The organism is Rhizobium aethiopicum, from assembly GCF_014197535.1.
GTDB lineage: Bacteria > Pseudomonadota > Alphaproteobacteria > Rhizobiales > Rhizobiaceae > Rhizobium > Rhizobium aethiopicum_A.
Genome location: NZ_JACIFV010000035.1, coordinates 1 through 18069 on the forward strand (window position 1 = coordinate 1; position 18069 = coordinate 18069).

At 61.8% G+C, this 18069-nt stretch carries 17 protein-coding genes and 2 pseudogenes; 10 read left to right on the forward strand and 9 right to left on the reverse strand.

What is annotated here, in order from left to right:
* Positions 1–164: 164 nt before the first annotated feature.
* Together GGD53_RS28545 and GGD53_RS28550 are read right to left on the reverse strand one after the other, a co-directional pair.
* The gene (locus GGD53_RS28545; RefSeq protein WP_184460077.1) at positions 165–935 is read right to left on the reverse strand and encodes an NUDIX hydrolase; all 771 of its coding nucleotides are present in this window, start codon (positions 933–935) and stop codon (positions 165–167) included.
* 8 nt (positions 936–943) lie between these two features.
* On the reverse strand, positions 944–2053 hold the full coding sequence (locus GGD53_RS28550) for an endonuclease/exonuclease/phosphatase family protein (protein ID WP_184460078.1): 1110 nt from the start codon (positions 2051–2053) through the stop codon (positions 944–946).
* Positions 2054–2263: 210 nt separating this feature from the next.
* Between GGD53_RS28550 and GGD53_RS28555 the strand changes: the two genes are divergently transcribed.
* Positions 2264–2470, forward strand: coding sequence for a hypothetical protein (locus GGD53_RS28555; RefSeq protein ID WP_179874248.1), 207 nt, complete (start codon positions 2264–2266; stop codon positions 2468–2470).
* 20 nt (positions 2471–2490) lie between these two features.
* Here GGD53_RS28555 and GGD53_RS28560 read toward each other — a convergent pair whose 3' ends face one another.
* The 6 genes and pseudogenes from GGD53_RS28560 to GGD53_RS28585 form a co-directional block, all read right to left on the reverse strand.
* Entirely contained in the window at positions 2491–3510 is a 1020-nt protein-coding gene (locus GGD53_RS28560; protein WP_184460079.1) for an ATP-binding cassette domain-containing protein, read from the reverse strand.
* The gene (locus GGD53_RS28565) at positions 3498–5192 is read right to left on the reverse strand and encodes an ABC transporter permease (RefSeq protein WP_184460080.1); all 1695 of its coding nucleotides are present in this window, start codon (positions 5190–5192) and stop codon (positions 3498–3500) included. Before GGD53_RS28565 ends, GGD53_RS28560 begins: the two co-directional genes overlap by 13 nt.
* Before the next feature lie 7 nt (positions 5193–5199).
* Positions 5200–6176 (reverse strand): annotated as a pseudogene (locus GGD53_RS28570) (ABC transporter substrate-binding protein).
* A gap of 90 nt (positions 6177–6266) precedes the next feature.
* Positions 6267–7013 (reverse strand): SDR family oxidoreductase, encoded by a 747-nt coding sequence (locus GGD53_RS28575; RefSeq protein ID WP_184460081.1) that lies wholly within the window; start codon positions 7011–7013, stop codon positions 6267–6269.
* A 127-nt stretch (positions 7014–7140) separates the two neighbouring features.
* Complete coding sequence (locus GGD53_RS28580; protein WP_184460082.1) at positions 7141–8034, reverse strand: helix-turn-helix domain-containing protein; 894 nt, start codon at positions 8032–8034, stop codon at positions 7141–7143.
* Positions 8035–8135: 101 nt separating this feature from the next.
* Positions 8136–8903, reverse strand: a complete 768-nt coding sequence (locus GGD53_RS28585) for an alpha/beta fold hydrolase (RefSeq protein WP_184460083.1) — start codon at positions 8901–8903, stop codon at positions 8136–8138.
* A gap of 186 nt (positions 8904–9089) precedes the next feature.
* On the opposite strand from GGD53_RS28585, the gene GGD53_RS28590 reads away from it, so the two are divergent.
* The 3 genes and pseudogenes from GGD53_RS28590 to GGD53_RS28600 form a co-directional block, all read left to right on the forward strand.
* Positions 9090–9560, forward strand: coding sequence for a MarR family winged helix-turn-helix transcriptional regulator (locus tag GGD53_RS28590; protein WP_184460084.1), 471 nt, complete (start codon positions 9090–9092; stop codon positions 9558–9560).
* A 393-nt stretch (positions 9561–9953) separates the two neighbouring features.
* Positions 9954–11012, forward strand: a complete 1059-nt coding sequence (locus GGD53_RS28595; protein WP_184460085.1) for an aldo/keto reductase — start codon at positions 9954–9956, stop codon at positions 11010–11012.
* A 58-nt stretch (positions 11013–11070) separates the two neighbouring features.
* A pseudogene (locus GGD53_RS28600) lies at positions 11071–11294 on the forward strand (DUF2278 family protein); the annotation flags it as partial.
* Between the two features lie 352 nt (positions 11295–11646).
* Here the strand turns inward: GGD53_RS28600 and GGD53_RS28605 are convergent.
* Positions 11647–12867 (reverse strand): PLP-dependent aminotransferase family protein, encoded by a 1221-nt coding sequence (locus tag GGD53_RS28605; protein WP_184460086.1) that lies wholly within the window; start codon positions 12865–12867, stop codon positions 11647–11649.
* 330 nt (positions 12868–13197) lie between these two features.
* Here GGD53_RS28605 and GGD53_RS28610 point away from each other — a divergent pair, with 330 nt between their 5' ends.
* The 6 genes from GGD53_RS28610 to GGD53_RS28635 all read left to right on the forward strand — a co-directional run bounded on the left by GGD53_RS28610 (position 13198) and on the right by GGD53_RS28635 (position 18043).
* A complete protein-coding gene (locus tag GGD53_RS28610; protein WP_184460087.1) occupies positions 13198–14298 on the forward strand; it encodes a branched-chain amino acid aminotransferase in 1101 nt (366 codons plus the stop codon).
* Positions 14299–14610: 312 nt separating this feature from the next.
* The gene (locus GGD53_RS28615) at positions 14611–14862 is read left to right on the forward strand and encodes a ribbon-helix-helix domain-containing protein (protein WP_184460115.1); all 252 of its coding nucleotides are present in this window, start codon (positions 14611–14613) and stop codon (positions 14860–14862) included.
* The gene (locus GGD53_RS28620) at positions 14846–15181 is read left to right on the forward strand and encodes a type II toxin-antitoxin system RelE/ParE family toxin (protein ID WP_184460088.1); all 336 of its coding nucleotides are present in this window, start codon (positions 14846–14848) and stop codon (positions 15179–15181) included. Before GGD53_RS28615 ends, GGD53_RS28620 begins: the two co-directional genes overlap by 17 nt.
* On the forward strand, positions 15171–15758 hold the full coding sequence (locus tag GGD53_RS28625; protein ID WP_184460089.1) for an SAM-dependent methyltransferase: 588 nt from the start codon (positions 15171–15173) through the stop codon (positions 15756–15758). Before GGD53_RS28620 ends, GGD53_RS28625 begins: the two co-directional genes overlap by 11 nt.
* A gap of 276 nt (positions 15759–16034) precedes the next feature.
* The gene (locus tag GGD53_RS28630; RefSeq protein ID WP_184460090.1) at positions 16035–16472 is read left to right on the forward strand and encodes a DUF2231 domain-containing protein; all 438 of its coding nucleotides are present in this window, start codon (positions 16035–16037) and stop codon (positions 16470–16472) included.
* Entirely contained in the window at positions 16472–18043 is a 1572-nt protein-coding gene (locus tag GGD53_RS28635; RefSeq protein WP_184460116.1) for a PQQ-dependent sugar dehydrogenase, read from the forward strand. The genes GGD53_RS28630 and GGD53_RS28635 overlap by 1 nt, the downstream gene beginning before the upstream one ends.
* Positions 18044–18069 lie beyond the last annotated feature (26 nt).

Here is an 18069-nt window from a genome sequence, read left to right on the forward strand (position 1 = left end):
TGCAGTCACCCTGACGCCAACAAGCGACATCCGAACGCACCGCGCAATCGTCTGACGATCGATTACATCGGCCAACCAAGACCGGCCAGAAACGCACCAGCTTCAAAAGCTTCACAAGCTCTCAGGATGAGGAGCGTCGGAGAATGCCGCCCCTCTCTCTGACGTCATGCTGAGACCTTCCCGAAATACCAGTCAATCACCGGCAGCATGGCGATGTTGTACGGATACGCGTTCCGGTCGGCCGAACGGATCGCCACCGCACCCGCGATCTCCTTGTCTTCGGCGACCAGCATGTGGGCCTCGATCCGCTCGACCATCTCGTCGGCCGTCAGGTCGAAACGGAAGAGCCTCAGCAATGTCACCGTACGCCTGGCGTGGCTGGCGAAAAGGCCCTGCCCCGCCACCGAATCCGAAAGATCGAGGCCGGTTTCCTCGTGGACCTCGCGGCGCATGTTGGCCTCGATGTCACAGCGCCCGTCGAAGATATCCTCGGGTTCCAGCGAGCCGGCGGCGAAATAGACCTGGCCGGGATTGGCGGTGTGCGCACCCATGCGGATCGCAACCAGCGCGCCGTCGGAGCTTTCGAGCACGGGATAGGCGAAGATGTGCAGCCCGCCTTGGCGCTGGGGCTGGCGGCGCCAGTACATGAAGGCGGAAAAGGGCGTGACGTAGCCCTCACCCGAAATTCCCTCCTCGCCGAGCGACAGCCGCTGCTGGAAGATCAGGCGTCCGTCGAAGAGCGCCGGGTTGGCGGCGATCTCCCTCACCCAGTTTTCGCGGATCGCCGTTTCCTCGGCGGCGACGAAAGGATGCGTGCCGGGCAGGATGCGGAGATCAACGCCGGCGATAGGAAAGACCGTGCTCTCCGGCGGCCAGCCGGCGAAATCATCGGAAAAATCAGTGTTCGGAAAACTTCTGCTCAAATTCGTTTTCATGTTCGCTTTCAGGGGAGATCCAGTGTCATGACGACGGGGCAATGGTCGGAGGCCTTGGGCCGGTCCCAGCCGGTACGGGGATAACGCTCCACCTCCTGCCCCGGCGGGAAGATGGTACGGTAGGGTTGGCCGCTGCGGATGATCTCGGGCAGGCGGCCGGCATTATGGGCGGCAAGTGCGGGCGAAAGCCAGATATAATCGAGCTGGCAGAGGTGCTGCTCCTGCGGCCCGCGCGCATGATAGAGCGTCCAGCGGTCGAGGGGCGGACGACGGCCGACGACGTTTTCGGCAAAGCTGTCATGGCTGAAGACGTCGAGCGCGCTTTCGGTCTCCACCTGATGCTCGAAATGATAACCGGCGCCACGCCGCCCAACGACGTCGACGCGCTCCTGATAGTCGTTCATGTCGCCGCTGATGGCAAAGCTCTTCGAGGCTGTATGGCCGGCGCCGAAGCGGTCCTCGATGATGCGACGCACGGCGCGCGCCTCGGCGCGACGGAGCGGCAGTGTCGATTGCCGCCCGTCCAGCCCGTCGCGCGCACTGCCCATCGACTTGAAATGCACGACATAGAGCGAGAAAGGCCTGCCGCCGATCAGGAGGTCGAGCTCCAGGCAATCGCGCTTGAAGATCTTGTCGTCGATACGGTTGGTAAGCGCCAGTTCCTCGTCGAAGAGATCGAATTCGCGATAGGTCGCCATCGCATGGCTTCTGATATCCCGAAGCTCGATTTTCTGGCCATCGCGCGTTTCCTCGCGCATCAAGACGGCGACATCGATGCCGCGGCTGTCATTGCCCTCGACCAGGAATTTCTGCCGATAGCCGTTTCCGACCATGCGGAAGAGATAGCCGTATTCAAACGCCTGAAGGGCGGCCATATTGTCGATTTCCTGCAGGCAGAGAATATCGGCGTCGGCATCGGCAATCGCCAGCGCCGTCATCTGCCTGGTATCATCGGTGGCGGCGATCACGCGCGCCTGCTCGAGCTGCTGATAGACGCCCTCGCTGTTCACCTCGAAAAGCTTGATGACGCGGTCCTGGCGCAGCTGGTTGCGAAAACCGGTGAAATCGAAACGGGTCAGCAGATTTTCGACGTTGAAGGTGGCGAGGCGAAGCGACATGGCAGGAGTCCGGTTGCGGACAGTACCTTAACCGGCAATCACCGCAGGAAAAGGTGGCGGACCCAAGAAATATGCGAATAACCGCCCATTTGCAGCCCGGACGCAACGAGCTGTGTTCCAGCTCTACGATCGATGGCAGCGGTTAGAGCGGTCATGTAATGTCTTCTACATTCCTTATGAATTTTTGGATGTTCTGGAGCCGCAAAAATCATGACCCCCAAAGAGAAAGAGATCCTCGAAGCACTGGCGTGGATGTGCGAGCAATACCTCAGCCGGGGCAATGGCTTTCTAGACCACAAGGCGATGCACGCCGGCGAGCTAGCGATCGAAGTCCTTGCCTCCTACGGTTTCGTCAAGTCGGACATCCAAGGAGATAGCTGGACCGAAGAAGGCCTGCTTCTTCTTGAAGGTTCGTAAGGCTTTCAAGTCCTAGCGGGTCAAAGTCGCCACCCGGCGCGGATGACGACACGCACGGCTTCCCCTGCCTCGACGACGACGCGGCTGTAGGCGCGCAGTGTCTGGCCGTTGCCAAGGATCAGCTTCACGGCGTAACGCTCGCCCTCGAAAAGCACGGATTCGACGGTCGCGGAAGCCCCTTCGTCGCCGATGATCACATCCTCCGGCCGCACGAGAATATCGGCGCCATCGGTGTTTGCCGCCTGGAGCGCATCCTGCAACTCGTCCCACTCCAGATGGCGTTCGCCGCCCATGACAGGCAGCGTGACGATCGCGCCGCGCCCGATCAGCCCGCCGACGATGCGTCCTTCCGGCCGGGCATAGATCTCGGCGGGCGGCGCCACCTGCAGCAGGCGCCCCTCCGACATGACGGCGACATCGGTCGCGAGCGCCATCGCCTCGCTCTGGTCGTGGGTGACGTAGATCATCGTCGCACCCGAGCGATGATGGAACTCGCGAAAAGTCTCCTCCATCTCCTGTTTCAGGTGCCGGTCGAGATTGGCGAGCGGCTCGTCGAGCAGCACGACGTCGGGCGATGTCACCAGGCAGCGGGCGAGCGCCACGCGCTGGCGCTGACCGCCGGAAAGATCGGCCGGCCGGCGCCCGGCATAGTCGGCAAGCCGAACGGTCGACAGCCCCTCGCCGACCTTCGCCCTATAGACATCGCCCGAGATGCCGCGGACCTTGAGGGGATAGCCGACATTGTCGGCAACGCTCATATGCGGCCAGAGCGCATAGGACTGGAAGACCATCGCCATGTTGCGCTTCTCCGGCGGCAGCGATTGCGCGGCATCGGCCAGCAGCCGCTCGCCGAGATGGATCGAGCCGTCGGAGGGCGTCTCGAAACCGGCGATCATCCGCAGAACCGTCGTCTTGCCGCAGCCGGAAGGCCCGAGCAGCGCCAGGAAACCGCCCTCGCGCACATCGAGCGAGAAATCGCTGACGGCCGCGCGCCCGGTGCCGAAATCCTTGGCGACACGATTGAGGATCAGTTTCGCCACGGGACCACCCCTTTCGGCAGGCGTTTCGCCAGAAATTCCAAGAGCAGCATCATGACGACGACCATGAGGACGATGAGCACCGAGAGCGCCGAAGCAAGGTCGGAGCTGCCGCTGTCGTCGAGATTGTAGATGGCGACGCCGAGCGTCTGGGTGCCGGCCGACCAGAGCAGCGCCGAGATCGTCAGCTCGTTGCAGGCGATGAGGAAGACGAGGATGACCGATGCGCCGGCGGCCGGCGCGATCAGCGGCACGATGATATCGCAAAGCCGGCGGAAGAAGCCGGCGCCGGAAAGCCGAGCCGCCTCCTCCAGCGCCGGATCGAGCTGGTGAAAGGCGCTGACGACGGGCTTCAGGCTGACGGCGAAGAAGGAGGAGAAATAGGCGATCAGGATGATCCAGATCGTGCCGTAGAGCGAGACATTGAGGACCGGGATCGGTGCGGCGAAAACCAGGATGAAGGCGACCGCCATGACGATGCCCGGCAGCGAATAGGGTATTTCTACCAGGCTGGCGACGATGCGCGACGCCATGTCTCTCCGCCGCGACAGCGCATAGGCTGCAAGCACCGTCACCATAAGCAGACCAAGTGCTGTGGCGCCGGCAAGCGACAGCGAATTGACAAAGGCCGTGCGCGTCACCGCCTGCCGGAACAGGATCTCCTGAAAGGCATGCAGCGACATGGTCTGGAAGGTGAGCGGCACGCCATAGGCCGGCACCAGGGCGCCGGCGACAAGCGCGAAGAAGGGTGCGGCCAGCATGAAGAACAGGATGGCCGAGAGGAGCGGCGTGGCAAGGAAGCGCCAGGGGCCAAGCTGAAAAGCGGCACTTGCCCCTGAGAGGCCGATGACGCGATAGTCCCGGCCTCTGAGCGCCCGGTCCTGGATCATCAGCCCTGCGATCGAGATCATCGCGATGATGCCCGAGAGCACGGCGACATCGCCGAAGGTGCGGCTGGTGAAGGCTGAGAATTTGGTGAAGATAAGCGTCGGCAGCGTGTAGATCGAGGCGGGAATGCCGAGAATGGCAGGGATGCCGAAATTGCCGGTGCAGGAGACGAAGGAGATCGCCGCCCCGGCGATGATGCCGGGCAGCGACAGCGGCAGGATCACGTCGCGGAACACCCTGAGACTGGAGGCGCCGGAAAGCCGTGCGGCCTCCACGCCGTCACGCGGCAGCGTCATCAGCCCTGCCCTGAGCGCGAGATAGACCAGCGGCGCATGCTGCACGCCATAGAGTAACGCGATGCCGCCCACGGAATAGAGCGGCTGCGGCGAGCCCAGCGGCGGCGCAAGCGAGAGCGCCTTCAATAGCGGGCTCGACGGTCCCGACATTTGCACCCAGGCGAGTGCGGTCACCTGCGGCGGGATCATCATCGGCAGCACGAAGAAGAAACTGAGCGGCCCTTTGCCGGGAAGATCGGTCAGTGTCAGCAGGAAGGCGAAGAGGCAGCCGATGGCAAGCGAGATGATCGTGCCCAAAACCGCGGTGACGATGGTGTAATAGGTGGCCTGCCAGAGCGACGGCTCGCTCAGCACATCGATGACGCCGCCACTGGCGAAGGCCGTTATCCCGACCATAGCGAGACGGGCGAGCGGCAGCACGCTGAGGATAAGAACCATGCTGACGATAAAAGGAAACAGCCAGGCGGGCGGGCTGTTTCCTGGTCTTCCATATCCCTGCATGAAAGGATCAGTTCGAGCCGTAAATGCTCGAGAAAGTCTTTAGATCCTGATCGGTATTCTTGAGCGCTTCGGCAGCCTTGATCGGCAGGACCTTGATGGCATCACGCGCCGGGAAACCTTCCGGCAGCTTCATGCCGTTGCGGGCCGGGATGTAGCCGAGCTTCAGGAAGCCTTCCTGGCCCTTTTCCGAGAGCACGTAATCGACGAACTTCTTCGCGGCCTCGGCATTCTTGCTGCTGGCGAGAATGCCGACCGGCTCGGTCACGGCCGAAACGCCTTCGCTCGGAAAGACGAACTCGACGGCGCGCCCTTGGCCCTTTCGCGGATCGGCAGGTAGTCGACGACCATGCCATAGGCCTTCTCGCCCGAGGCGACCGACTTCAGCACGGCGCCGTTGCCGCCGGCCGCGATCGCGCCGTTTTCGGCAAGCGCCTTGTAGAAATCCCAGCCGAGGCCGGGAACGGCGGCCAGCGTATGGGCGTGAATGAGCGCAGCACCCGAAGCGAGCGGGCTCGGCATGGTGACGAGGCCCTTGGCCTCAGGCTTCGTCAGGTCCTTCCAGCTCGTCGGCTTCATCGCCGCCGAGGTGTTGTACATGATGCCTGTCGTGATCAGCTTGGTCGAATAATAGTAGCCGTCGGCGTCATAGAGGCTGGCATCGTACCTTGCGGCTTCCGGCGACTTGTAGGCCAGCAGCTTGCCGTCTTCCTTCAAGCGCTCCAGCGTCACCATGTCGGCGATGAGGAGAAGGTCGGCGACCGGATTGCCGGCCTGGATTTCTGCCTGCAGCTTGGCGATGATCTTCGGCGTGCCGTCGCGCACCCAGTCGACCTTGATATCGGGATTTACGGCCATGAAGCCGTCGACCGTCGCCTGCGCGTCTTCGTTCGGCTGGCTGGTGTAGAGAACGAGGTTTGCGGCCGAAGCCGGCACGGCAAAGAGGCTCGCGGCGAGAAGAGCAGCGGCGGAAACGATCGTCTTCATGGGAGGGGTCCTCGGGAATTGCGTCACCCCTCCCTTATTAGGGGTCGTTGACAGAGATGTGACAGGCGGCGGTAGGCTCCGCGGCCTAGGTCACCAAGGCTGTTGCGTGGGCATCACGAAGAGCTCGGCGATATCCATGCGGGCCGGCGCCTGCAGTGCGAAGAGCACTGTCTCGGCAATGTCGTCGGCCTTCAGGAATTCCATCTGCTCTTTGAGCGCTTCCATCTGACCACGATAATTGCCGTCGGAAATCTGTTCGAACAGCTCGGATTCCACCGCGCCCGGCTGGATGCAGGTCACGCGGATATTATGCTTCTTGGAAAGCTCGAGACGCATGCCTTCCGAGATCGCCGTCACCGCATGTTTGGTCGCGCAATAGACTGCAAGACCCGGGAAGACCTTCCTTCCGGCGATCGACGAGGTGTTGACGATATGCCCAGAGTTTTGCTTGATCATATAGGGGAGAACCGCGGCAGTCGTGTTCAACAGTCCCTTGATGTTGACATCGACCATGCGATGCCATTCATCAGTCTTCCGCGCCTCCAGATCCGAGATCGGCATCAGGCCGGCATTGTTGAAGAGGATATTGATCGAGCCGAAGGTTTCTGCGAGCTTTTCAGCGCCCGCCGTGACGGAGGCCTGATCGACAACGTCCATTTCGAGAGCGACGGCCTGACCGCCATTAGCAGCGATCTGCTGCTGCAGCTCGGAGAGCCGGTCGAGCCGGCGGGCGGCGAGCCCGATCTTGGCGCCTGCCTTTGCAAGTTTCAGCGCGGTGGCAGCGCCGATACCGCTCGAGGCACCGGTGACGAGAGCAACCTTACCATCAATAGACATGTTTGCTTCCTTTCATATGGCGGCCCGAATGCGGAGTCGGCCGCTGTTGACGGAAGACAATCTAGGAAAGGCAGCCGGCCTTCGCGCTTGGGCCTTTGCGGCCGATGTCACGATCTTGCGGCAAACATCAGCCGTTGCGATATTCCGATGGGGTGATGCCGGTGGTCTTGCGGAAGACGGTAGCGAAATGGCTGGGGCTGGAATAGCCGACGTCGAGACCGATCTCGATGATACCCCGGTCGGTTTCCCGAAGCAGCCTTCGCGCCTCGGCCATCCGCATGCGGATGAAATATTCCGAGGGCGAATAGCCCGTCGACTGCTTGAAAACCCGGCTGAAATGGAACGGGCTGAGCCCAGCTTCGCCCGCAAGCACTTCCAGGCTGAAGGCTTCGGCAATCCCGCTCGCCATCAGATCCGTCACTCGTCGAAGCTTGAACGCCGGGAGGCCAATCCGGCGCCGCGGCGGCTGATCCGCATCCGCATAGGAGCGCACGAGATGGACGGCCAGCGCCTGGGCAATCCCCTGCACGAAAATCTCGCTCGGCTCGCTTGCCTCGGTCAATTCGCTGAGGATCAGCTGCAGCAGATGGTTGATCAAAGGGTCGCGTCCGGCCGATACGTCGCGCAGACAAGGCCGGTCGTGGTTGATGGACAAAACTTCCTCGACCGCCGCCTCGATCAGCGGCAGGCCAAGATAGACATGCATCACGCGTAACGGTTCGGCCGAGGTGGAGGTCCAGCGCATCTCATAGGGCGTTGCCGAGTTGGTCAGGTAGAAGTCGCCGACATCGGCGCGGGCCGACTGCCATTCACCGGAGAATTCGCGCTCTTCTATGACGGCCGAGCCCGACACGATTGAGACCAGCAGCGGCTCGGCAACGGCCGGAACGATCAGCCCCTCTTCCCGTCCGCTATGCGACAGGAGATGCACGAGCACGTTCTTCCAGGCGGGTCCTTCGCTTCGTGAGAGAAGACGGCCGTGGATGTGGTCCTTGAGCTTATCGGCGGAGGTTCTGAGCATTCGCGCATTCTGCGGGAACGCCTGCGGTCTTTTCAAGCCCATGATGTGGCTCGCAGCACTCAGGCCACGGCGCTCTCGCGCCATGGCCCCTGGATCGAATATTACTTCGCAGCTTCTTCGATGAGTTCGGCAACCTTTTCAGGCTGCGAAACCATCACGACGTGGGACGCGCCCTCGACCACGACGGTCCGCTTGGACCCTGCCCTCTCGGCCATGAAGCCAAGGGCTGCGGCCGGGATGTTCTTGTCGCCGGTGCCGTAGACAAACCATGACGGCAGCTTCTTCCAGGCGGGCTCACCGGATTTTTCGGTCAGGGCCGCTTCCGTGACCGGTCGCTGGGCCGCCGCCATCAGGGCCGCCTGTTCGGCCGGCACGTCGCTGGCGAACTGGTCATGGAACTTGGCCTGATCGATAGAGAGATCGACGCCGCCTGCGCTGAGTTTCACCGGAGCCGCCAGCGCTCCGCTCAGCGTGCCGCCGGGAAACTTGCCGGCGAGATCGGCGACCGATTCCCCGGCCTCCGGCGCGAAGGCGGCGACATAAACCAGGGACTTGACGTTGGCATGGCCGATCGCGGCGGTCGAGATCACCTGTCCGCCATAGGAATGGCCGACGAGGACGACCGGGCCGGCGATGCTGCCGACGACGTCGGAAACATAGGCGGCGTCGCCCGATACGCTGCGCAGCGGATTGGCGGCGGCCACGACCGGGAAGCCGTCCTTGCGGAGGATTTCGATCACGCCGTTCCAGCTGGATGAATCGGCAAAGGCGCCGTGGACGAGGACGACGGTCGGCTTGGCCGGCTGAGCGACGGCAGCACCGGAAAAAAGAGCGCCCGCCAGGGCGACGACTGCAGCAAACTTGAACATGGGTCATTTCCTTTCGTCGGTTGAGTTTCAAGGGGAGCCGAGCCGGGAGCCACAAGCTGCATTCCCTTCGACATGTAGTTTGCAAGCGATTTCTTTGTACGCTATCTAAATAGAGAACAACATGCCGGGCGTCAATAGCTTGCAAATAGATCGCGCACAAATTATATTGAGCGAGAGGAGAGCGTTATGAAAAACACCCCAACGGATGATCTCGCCGACGTGCCGAAGATCGATGAAATGCTTTGCTTTTCAATCTATTCGGCAGGCCACGCCTTTAACCAGCTTTACCGCCCGCTGCTCGATGAGCTGGATCTGACCTATCCGCAATTCCTTGTCATGACCTCCCTGTGGGCGCGTGATGACCGCATGGTGAAGGATCTCGGCGAAACGCTTTTCCTCGATTCCAGCACCCTCACCCCGCTCTTGAAGCGGCTGGAAAATGTCGGCCTCGTCACCCGCAACCGAAACCCTGCCGATGAGCGCCAGGTGCTCCTGCGCCTGACGCCGAAGGGACAGGCCCTCAAGAGCCGCGCCACCCACGTGTTCGACTGCATCGGCAAAGCCGTCGGTCTCGACGCCGAAACCGTGAACAAGATTCGCGATACGATCGCTTCGCTCCGCGATAATATTCACAAGAAGGACAAGGAAGCGAGCTGACGCGAGGCGGCCTCACCGCGTCGTCGTCAATCCTGCTACATCGGATCTCCTGGCTTTCATCGAAGCCAACCGGTTGATTATCCTCGCGCAGCAGTAACGGAACGTAAGGCTTTCATCGTGAGGCCCTGCATCCGGCGACCAAAACCCATCCCCAACCCCTCCCCACAAGGGGGAGGGACTAACTTGCGGGCACCGTCTCGCTCCTCCCGAAAGATCAAAGATTTTGCGGGTGCGGCAGTTTAAGCCCCTCCCCCTTGTGGGGAGGGGTTTGGGCCGGGGTCTTTAAACTGGACAGCATCAGGCATGAGCGGTTCTCACCCAAGCATAAACCTGCTCTTGCCATTCCCCCGCTATGCGTTACGTCAACCGCATTTCGATGAAGGAGGAGTTTCAATGGAATATCGTCTGCTCGGTCGTTCCGGCCTGAAGATTTCGACTTTGACCATGGGCACGATGACCTTCGGCGGCGTCGGCTGGGCAAAGATGGTCGGCGATCTCGGCGTCTCCGAGGCGAAGAAGATGATCGACATCTGCATCAATGCCGGCATCAATCTCATCGACACCGCCAACGTCTATTCGTCAGGCGAATGCGAAAATATCATCGGCGAGGCGCTCGCCGGCAAGCGGCCGCAGGGCGTGCTGCTCGCCACCAAGGCTCGCTTCGGCATGGGCGACGGGCCGAACGACCGCGGCCTGTCGCGCTACCACCTGATCCGCGAATGCGAGGCCAGCCTGAAACGCCTGAGAACCGATGTCATCGACCTCTATCAGGTGCATGAATGGGACGGCCAGACGCCGCTCGAAGAGACGATGGAGGCGCTCGACACGCTGATCCGGCAGGGCAAGGTGCGTTATGTCGGGTGCTCGAACTATTCCGGCTGGCACATCATGAAGGCGCTCGGCATTGCCAACGAGCATCGCTACCAGCGCTTCGTCAGCCAGCAGATCCATTATACGCTCGAGGCCCGCGACGCCGAATACGAGCTGCTGCCGATCTCGGTCGACCAGGGTCTCGGCGTGCTGGTCTGGAGCCCGCTCGCCGGCGGCCTGCTTTCCGGCAAGCACCGCCGCAACCAGGCCGCTCCCGAAGGCACGCGCCAGTTCGCCGGCTGGACCGAACCGCCGATCCGCGACGAAAACCGCCTCTGGAACATCGTCGAGACGCTGGTGGCGATCGGCGAGGAACGCGGCGTTTCGGCCGCTCGAGTGGCGCTTGCCTGGCTGATCGGCCGCAAGGCCGTCACCTCGGTCATCATCGGCGGGCGCACCGAAGCCCAGTTCCGCGACAACATCGCCGCTGCAGAACTGAAGCTCAGCGAAGAGGAGCGCAAGCGCCTCGACGCCGTAAGCCTGCCGCCGGTGATCTATCCTTACTGGCATCAGCTGAACACGGCGAGCGACCGGCTCGGCGAAGCCGATCTCGAGCTTTTCGGCCCGCATTTCCAGCGATAGCGCCGGACGGCAAGCCAGCCATTGCAGGGCGAAAGACAAGCATGTCGCGCAAATGTGTGCGGTATCGCTCGACGGCTGGAAGCTGGAGGACGAAAACGGCCGGACGCAGACCCTGTCGGGAACGCTTGCCGCAGGCGAACTGCGCACCATTGCGCTCAACGCCGCCGCCGGCGGCCCGCAGCTCGCCAATCGCGGCGGCGCAACGCCGACGGAGCGGTCGCCGACCGCGTCGGCTACGGCAAGAGCGAGACCGCGAACGAGGAGTGGACGACGATTTTTTGATTGGCGCTTGCGCCTGCTGGTTTGCCAAGCGTGGCAATGGAAGGATAAACTGCTTAACCCTTCCCTCTGAGAGAAGAAGGCGGAAGCACTTCCCTCTCCTCTCCTGTGCACGTCACAGGAATGAAGGATGAGAGGGCGTGCCGTGCAGCCCCCTCATCTGCCTGCCGGCATCTTCTCCCCGCTGGGGAGAAGCGGAATGGTGGCAGCGTTTCGCACTTCTTGAAAGCCTAATTGTGGAAATGAAGGAGAGCGTCTTGCCCCCTCTTCTCCCCAGCGGGGAGAAAGGTGGCCCGAAGGGTCGGATGAGGGGGCCACACGGCACAACGGTTATCGTTGTAGCCACTCCCAGCACTCACCCACCAATCTCATCAGTGATCAACCTACCCAGCCGACTAATCCCATCCTCGATCATCTGCTCATTCGCGCAGGAGAAGCTGACGCGGAAGGTATTGGCGCCCGAGCCGTCGGCGAAGAAGGCTTTGCCGGGCACGAAGGCGACCTTGGCCGTCTCGAGCGATTTCGCCAGCAGCTTGGCGCCGTCCATGCCTTCCGGCAGCGTGATCCAGATGAACATGCCGCCTTCCGGCTTCGTCCAACTCGTGCCCTTGGGCATGTACTTCTCGAGCGCCGCCAGCATGCAGTCGCGGCGATGGCTGTAGACCGCTTTAATCTTGACGACCTGCGTGTCGAAACCACGCACGGCGACATCCAATATCGCCATCTGGTTGATCGTCGAGGAATGCAGGTCGGCCGCCTGCTTCATCAGCACCAGCTTGCGGATGACGGGCGCGTTGGCAACGATGAAGCCGACGCGAAGGCCGGGCGCCAGCGTCTTGGAGAAGCTGCCGCAATAGATCGTGCGCGTATCGTTGATATGGCCTTTCTCGGCGATCTCCAGCGCCAGGATCGGCAGGATCGGCTCGCCGTCATAACGCAGCGACTGGTAGGCCGCATCCTCGATCACGGCGATATCGAGCTCTTCGGCGAGCGCCAGCACCCGCTTGCGGCCGGCGAGATCGACCGTTTCGCCGGTCGGATTGGAGAAATCTGCGGAGAGATAGGCGAATTTCACCTTGCCGCCGGCAGCCGCAGCCGCCACGCGGTAGGACTCGGGCGTCCGGTTGCCGCTCGGCGTCAGCTGGTCGTAGGCCGGTTCATAGGCGTTGAAGGCCTGCAGCGCGCCAAGATAGGTCGGCCAGGTCACGAGCGCGGTATCATTGGGCGACAGGAAGAGTTTGCCGAGATAATCGAGCCCCTGCTGCGAACCGGAAACGATGAAGACATTGTCGAGTCCGCAGGGAATACCGAGCGCACCCATCTGCCCGATCAGCCATTCGCGCAGCGGCTTATAGCCTTCGCTGACCGAATATTGCAGCGCCGAGTTGACGGCCGCACCCGAGAAAATATCGGCATAGGCCCGCTGGAATTCCTCGGCCGGGAACAGCGCCGGATCCGGAATGCCGCCGGCAAAGGAAATAATGTCGGGCTGGTCGAGAAGCTTCAGGAGCTCGCGGATTTCGGATGCGCGCATGAGCGACGAGCGCGACGCAAACATGGTGTCCCAGTTCAGCATGGAGGTTTCCTCGTATTTTCTATATCGCCGACAAACCATGCGGTGGAAATTATGTCAATAATACTGACCTATTTTCTTGTCATGGTGACAAGTCGGAGATCTTATTTCCAAGGCCTTGGTGCAAAATTCGCGCTAATGTCGCGGATTCACCTTATGGTGACGCTATCGACGATCGACGGCGCTCGATTCCGAATTTGCTGCTCGACGTCGGCCACATCGAGCGATTATTCCTCTGATCAAGCCGAAACCGGCTGCTTCAGACCTTTCCAAAACCGGCTCGGCGGCGGTAGTGTCGCCGCCACCATTCTATTTGCTATCAAGGTGCCAGCAATGACCGTGACGTCGGCCTCTCCTGAAATCAAAATCGAACTCCACAAGTCCCCCGTCCCGGACGCCGACCGCGTCCAGGCACTGGAGACGCCCGGCTTCGGCAAGGTCTTCACGGATCACATGGTTCTGGCGCGATGGACGGCCGACAAGGGCTGGCACGATGCGAAGGTTACGCCCAGGCGGCCCTTGGAGCTTGATCCTGCGAGCGCCGTGCTGCACTACGCTCAGGAAATCTTCGAGGGCATGAAAGCCTACAAGGCAGACGATGGTCGGATTCTGCTCTTTCGGCCTGAAGAGAACGCACGCCGCTTCGCGCAGTCGGCGACCCGCATGGCCATGCCTCCGGTGCCCGAAGAACTCTTTTTGAAGGCGGTCGAAGCACTGGTCCGCGTCGACAAGGCTTGGATTCCATCCGGCGACGCCAGCCTCTACCTTCGCCCCTTCATGTTCGCCAACGAGGCGTTTCTCGGCGTTCGTCCGGCTCAGGAATATGTCTTCTGCGTCATCGCCTCACCGGTCGGCGCCTACTTCAAGGGCGGCGCGAAGGCCGTCTCTCTTTGGGTCGAAACCGAATACACCCGTGCAGCCAACGGCGGCACGGGCGCTGCAAAATGCGGCGGAAACTACGCAGCCAGCCTCGTGGCGCAAGCCGAGGCGTCGAAGAGGGGTTGCGATCAGGTCGTCTTCCTCGATGCCGCGGAGCACCGCTGGGTCGAAGAACTCGGCGGCATGAACGTCTTCTTCGTGATGAATGATGGATCGATGGTGACCCCGCCCCTTGGCGGCACGATCCTGCCGGGCATCACCCGGGCTTCCGTCATCGTGCTCGCAGAAGAAAGAGGCTTGCGCGTGGAACAGCGTCCCTACTCCTTCGCGGAATGGCAGGAGGATGCCGCCAGCGGCAGGCTCGTCGAAGCCTTCGCTTGCGGCACTGCCGCAGTGCTGGCGGGCATCGGCCTGGTTCGACATGCCGGCGGCGAGTTTCTGGTCGGAGACGGACAGACCGGCAAGCTGACCAGCGAACTGCGCCAGCAGCTCGTCAGTCTACAGAAGGGCGTAACGAACGACGAGCACGGCTGGACGCGCCTCATCCCGGCCTGAACTTCAGACCTTCCACGCGAACGACGGCGCCAGCACTGACATGGTGGGCGCCGCTCTCGGCCTCGCCTTCAAAGCAGCCGGGCTGACGCCGATACGATCATTTACGCGACCCCGAGCGCCACGGTGCCGGCATCCTGACTTGAGACGCCCGTTTCAAGGATCTCGAACGCGCCGTCTACATCGATAAAGAGGACTGACCATCATGTGACCCAAGCGCTCGACTGCGGGCGACAACGCTTCTATCACGAGGTGGGGAATGGTAACGGGCATCAGGGACAGCTGAACCGGCACGCACGGACGGCAGCGAATTCAATGGCGAAAATGACGATCTCGCTTCCGGATAATCTGGCGGATTACATCGCGCGCCGTATCGCAAGCGGCAGATACGACAGCGTCGACGTATTCATGGCGGAGCTGATTATGAAGGACCAGGACCATCGTAAGCTCGACGACGACGAACTGCGCGAGATCCTGAGGCAGGCCGAGGAGAGCGGTATCAGCGACCGGCGCATTCCCGACATCCTTTTGGAAACGAAGGTGAAGCTGCGTGACATCAACCTATAGGCTGACCCGAACGGCCGACGCCGTACTGTCAGGCATCGACGAATATGCCAATCTGCATTTCGGCGAGGCGCAGGCGGATGCCTACCTTCTCGATTGGGACCGGATTTTCATACTTCTTTCGCGCGTGCCCTCCATGGGCGACGAGTGCGACGCGCTCGGCGCCGGCCTGCGCCGCCTCCTCCACATGCGCCATGTCGCCTTCTACCGGGAAATACCCGACGGCATCCTCGTCATCGACATCATCGGCGCCGACCGGCTTGCCGAAAGACATCTCCAATCCAACCGACGAACCGGACCGGCCACCCATCATGCCCCATGACAGCACCTCCGCCTTCTACGACAATAACGCAGAGATATATGCCAACCGCGCGCGCAGCCTGCCGAAACAGAAGCTCGACACTTTCCTTGCCCGACTTGCGCCGGGGGCGGCGATCCTCGAACTTGGCTGCGGCGGCGGCCAGGACAGTGCCTACATGCTCTCTCAAGGCTTCGACGTGACGCCAACCGACGGCTCACCCGAACTCGCGGCACAGGCCGAGGCGCGAATCGGCAGGAAGGTCAAGGTCATGCTGTTTGAGGATCTCAACGCCAAGGCCGCGTTCGACGGCGTCTGGGCCGAAGCGAGCCTGCTTCATGTCCCGAGATCGACCCTGCCCGACATCTTCACCCGTATTCATCGCGCGCTCAGAACCGGCGGCATCCTCCACGCAAGCTTCAAGTCGGGAGAAGCCGAAGGGCATGATGGCTTCGGGCGCTATTACAATTATCCATCCGCCGGTTGGCTGTCGGCGCTTCTGACGGCAGGCGGCTGGCGCAATCTCGCCGTCGAGGAAAGCGACGGCGGCGGATATGACGGCAAGCCGACCCGCTGGCTCATCGTGCGTGCGCAACGATAAAGGTCGGCGCTTCGCCCCGTGTTCGACGGCGATCTGGCACCGTCGCGCTTTCAGGTGAAACGCCGCCCCTTCGTCATTCCTCCGCCTGTCGCAGGAATGACCGACAGAGGACAGTGCCCCACATTGTCTTTCCGGCAGTGCAACGCGAAAGGCGGCCGCCGCAATTCCGCGATTTCGCCGAGGAGGCGATCGACAAACCGGTGCCGCCGCAACGGAACTATCCGCTGCCTCCACGGTTGGATCGCATATCTGCGCTCTTGCCGCTCGGAGCATGCCATGGCTGTACTTTCCCCCAACGATCGAGACGCGACCGCCTATCCGATACAGTCGCTCTTCGTCCCATTCCCTTTCGTCTGCTTCACGCTTGCGCTCGCGACCGATATCGCCTTCTGGCAGAGCAACAACCTCATGTGGCAGAACTTCTCCGCCTGGCTGTTGTGCGCCGGCCTGGTGTTCGGTGTGATTGCGATCCCGGCTGGCTTGATTGACCTCGCGCGGCCCCGCACTCGTCCGCTGCGGTCGGCTTTCCCGTCTGTGCTTCTCTACCTGATCATCCTCGCCCTCGCCTTCCTGAACAGCCTTGTCCATGCCGGCGACGGATGGACTGCCGTCGTGCCTTATGGACTGGCGCTCTCGGCCGTTACATCAGCGCTTTGCCTGGTGGCAGCCGCTGTTTCCGCCCGGAAATATGCCAGATTGGCCTGGAGGATATGATGATGAGATCCCTCGTTCTCGGCACCTCGGTTCTATCGCTCTTCCTCGGATTCGGCACGTCGGCGCAGGAGGCCGAATTCGATCTGTCGCAGCAGATCGGCCCAAATCCGGTTCTGCCTGAGCCATCTTCCTCCCTGATATCTGATCTCAAGGTCGCGGAAGTGGTCGGCTGGAAGGAAGGAGAGACGCCGGCCGTCCCCGACGGCTTGAAGATCAGCGCCTATGCGAAGGGCCTTGCCAATCCACGCACGGTCCATACCCTGCCCAACGGCGACGTGCTCGTCGTCCAGTCCCGCGGCCCGACCGGCGAACCGACCTCGCGGCCGAAGGATCTCATCCGCGGCTGGATCATGTCGATCGCCCACGGCGGCGGCGGCGAACAGAAAGAGAGCAATATCATTACCCTGCTGCGTGACACCAATCGCGACGGCACCGTCGATGAACGCCATGACCTGCTGACGAAGCTCGATTCTCCCTTCGGCCTTGCCTGGATAGACAATACGCTTTACGTCGCCACGACGAGCGCCATCCTTGCCTACCCTTACGAACTCGGCCGGAACGAGGTGACCGCGCAGCCGAAAATCCTGACGCCGCTTCCCGGCGGCCCGATCAATCATCATTGGACAAAGGATCTGGCCCTCAGCCCTGACGGCCAGACGCTCTATGCCTCGGTCGGATCAAATTCCAACATCGTTGAGAACGGGCTCGAAGCAGAAAAAGGCCGTGCAGCGGTCTGGCAGGTCGACCGGCAGACCGGCGCCGCCCGCGTTTTCGCCTCCGGTCTGCGCAACCCGAACGGTCTCGCCTTCAACCCCGAATCGGGTGCGCTCTGGACTGTCGTCAATGAGCGTGACGAGCTCGGCCCGAACCTCGTTCCCGACTATATGACCTCTGTGGAGGATGGCGCCTTCTACGGCTGGCCGTGGAGCTACTACGGCAACCACGTCGACGCTCGCGTCCATCCGATACGGACCGACATGGTCGAAAAGGCAATCTCACCGGACTACGCCCTGTCCAGCCATGTTGCCGCGCTCGGACTGACCTTCTCGATGAATTCCGCGCTGCCAGCCGCATATGCCAACGGCGCCTTCATCGGCGAGCACGGCAGCTGGAACCGGAATAGCTTCAATGGCTACAAAGTTGTCTTCGTACCGTTCCAGAATGGCAAGCCATCTGACAAGGCGCAGGACGTCGTCACAGGCTTTATCCAGGGTGATCAGGCAAAAGGGCGGCCGGTCGGAGTGGGGATCGATGGGACAGGAGCGCTGCTTGTTGCCGATGATGCCGGCAATACCGTTTGGCGCGTCGCTTCATCCGACGGCAAAGTCACGCCGCAGCCAATTGGCACCGACCAGCTTTCGGGGAATCTTCAAGGCTCGATGAATTCGAAAACGGCGCGGACTTTCGATTCGAACCCCGGCGTCGGAACGGAAACGACGAATTCGACCGCCCAAACCCAGGGACATCAGGCCTCGGCCGACGAGCGCTTGACCGGTCAGGAAGCACTTTCCGGAGTGCAGGACAAGTTTCAGCCTGCGCAGATGCAGATTGCCCCTGCGGCCGGCCCCTAAAGACTTGGTGGACGCCGAATTCGAAG

Bases quoted from the DNA above. Each gene is read 5' to 3' on its own strand.
- GGD53_RS28545 (WP_184460077.1), bottom strand. From the start codon at position 935: ATGAAAACGAATTTGAGCAGAAGTTTTCCGAACACTGATTTTTCCGAT.
- GGD53_RS28550 (WP_184460078.1), bottom strand. From the start codon at position 2,053: ATGTCGCTTCGCCTCGCCACCTTCAACGTCGAAAATCTGCTGACCCGT.
- GGD53_RS28555 (WP_179874248.1), top strand. From the start codon at position 2,264: ATGACCCCCAAAGAGAAAGAGATCCTCGAAGCACTGGCGTGGATGTGC.
- GGD53_RS28565 (WP_184460080.1), bottom strand. From the start codon at position 5,192: ATGCAGGGATATGGAAGACCAGGAAACAGCCCGCCCGCCTGGCTGTTT.
- GGD53_RS28575 (WP_184460081.1), bottom strand. From the start codon at position 7,013: ATGTCTATTGATGGTAAGGTTGCTCTCGTCACCGGTGCCTCGAGCGGT.
- GGD53_RS28580 (WP_184460082.1), bottom strand. From the start codon at position 8,034: ATGCTCAGAACCTCCGCCGATAAGCTCAAGGACCACATCCACGGCCGT.
- GGD53_RS28585 (WP_184460083.1), bottom strand. From the start codon at position 8,903: ATGTTCAAGTTTGCTGCAGTCGTCGCCCTGGCGGGCGCTCTTTTTTCC.
- GGD53_RS28590 (WP_184460084.1), top strand. From the start codon at position 9,090: ATGAAAAACACCCCAACGGATGATCTCGCCGACGTGCCGAAGATCGAT.
- GGD53_RS28595 (WP_184460085.1), top strand. From the start codon at position 9,954: ATGGAATATCGTCTGCTCGGTCGTTCCGGCCTGAAGATTTCGACTTTG.
- GGD53_RS28605 (WP_184460086.1), bottom strand. From the start codon at position 12,867: ATGCTGAACTGGGACACCATGTTTGCGTCGCGCTCGTCGCTCATGCGC.
- GGD53_RS28610 (WP_184460087.1), top strand. From the start codon at position 13,198: ATGACCGTGACGTCGGCCTCTCCTGAAATCAAAATCGAACTCCACAAG.
- GGD53_RS28615 (WP_184460115.1), top strand. From the start codon at position 14,611: ATGGCGAAAATGACGATCTCGCTTCCGGATAATCTGGCGGATTACATC.
- GGD53_RS28625 (WP_184460089.1), top strand. From the start codon at position 15,171: ATGCCCCATGACAGCACCTCCGCCTTCTACGACAATAACGCAGAGATA.
- GGD53_RS28630 (WP_184460090.1), top strand. From the start codon at position 16,035: ATGGCTGTACTTTCCCCCAACGATCGAGACGCGACCGCCTATCCGATA.
- GGD53_RS28635 (WP_184460116.1), top strand. From the start codon at position 16,472: ATGATGAGATCCCTCGTTCTCGGCACCTCGGTTCTATCGCTCTTCCTC.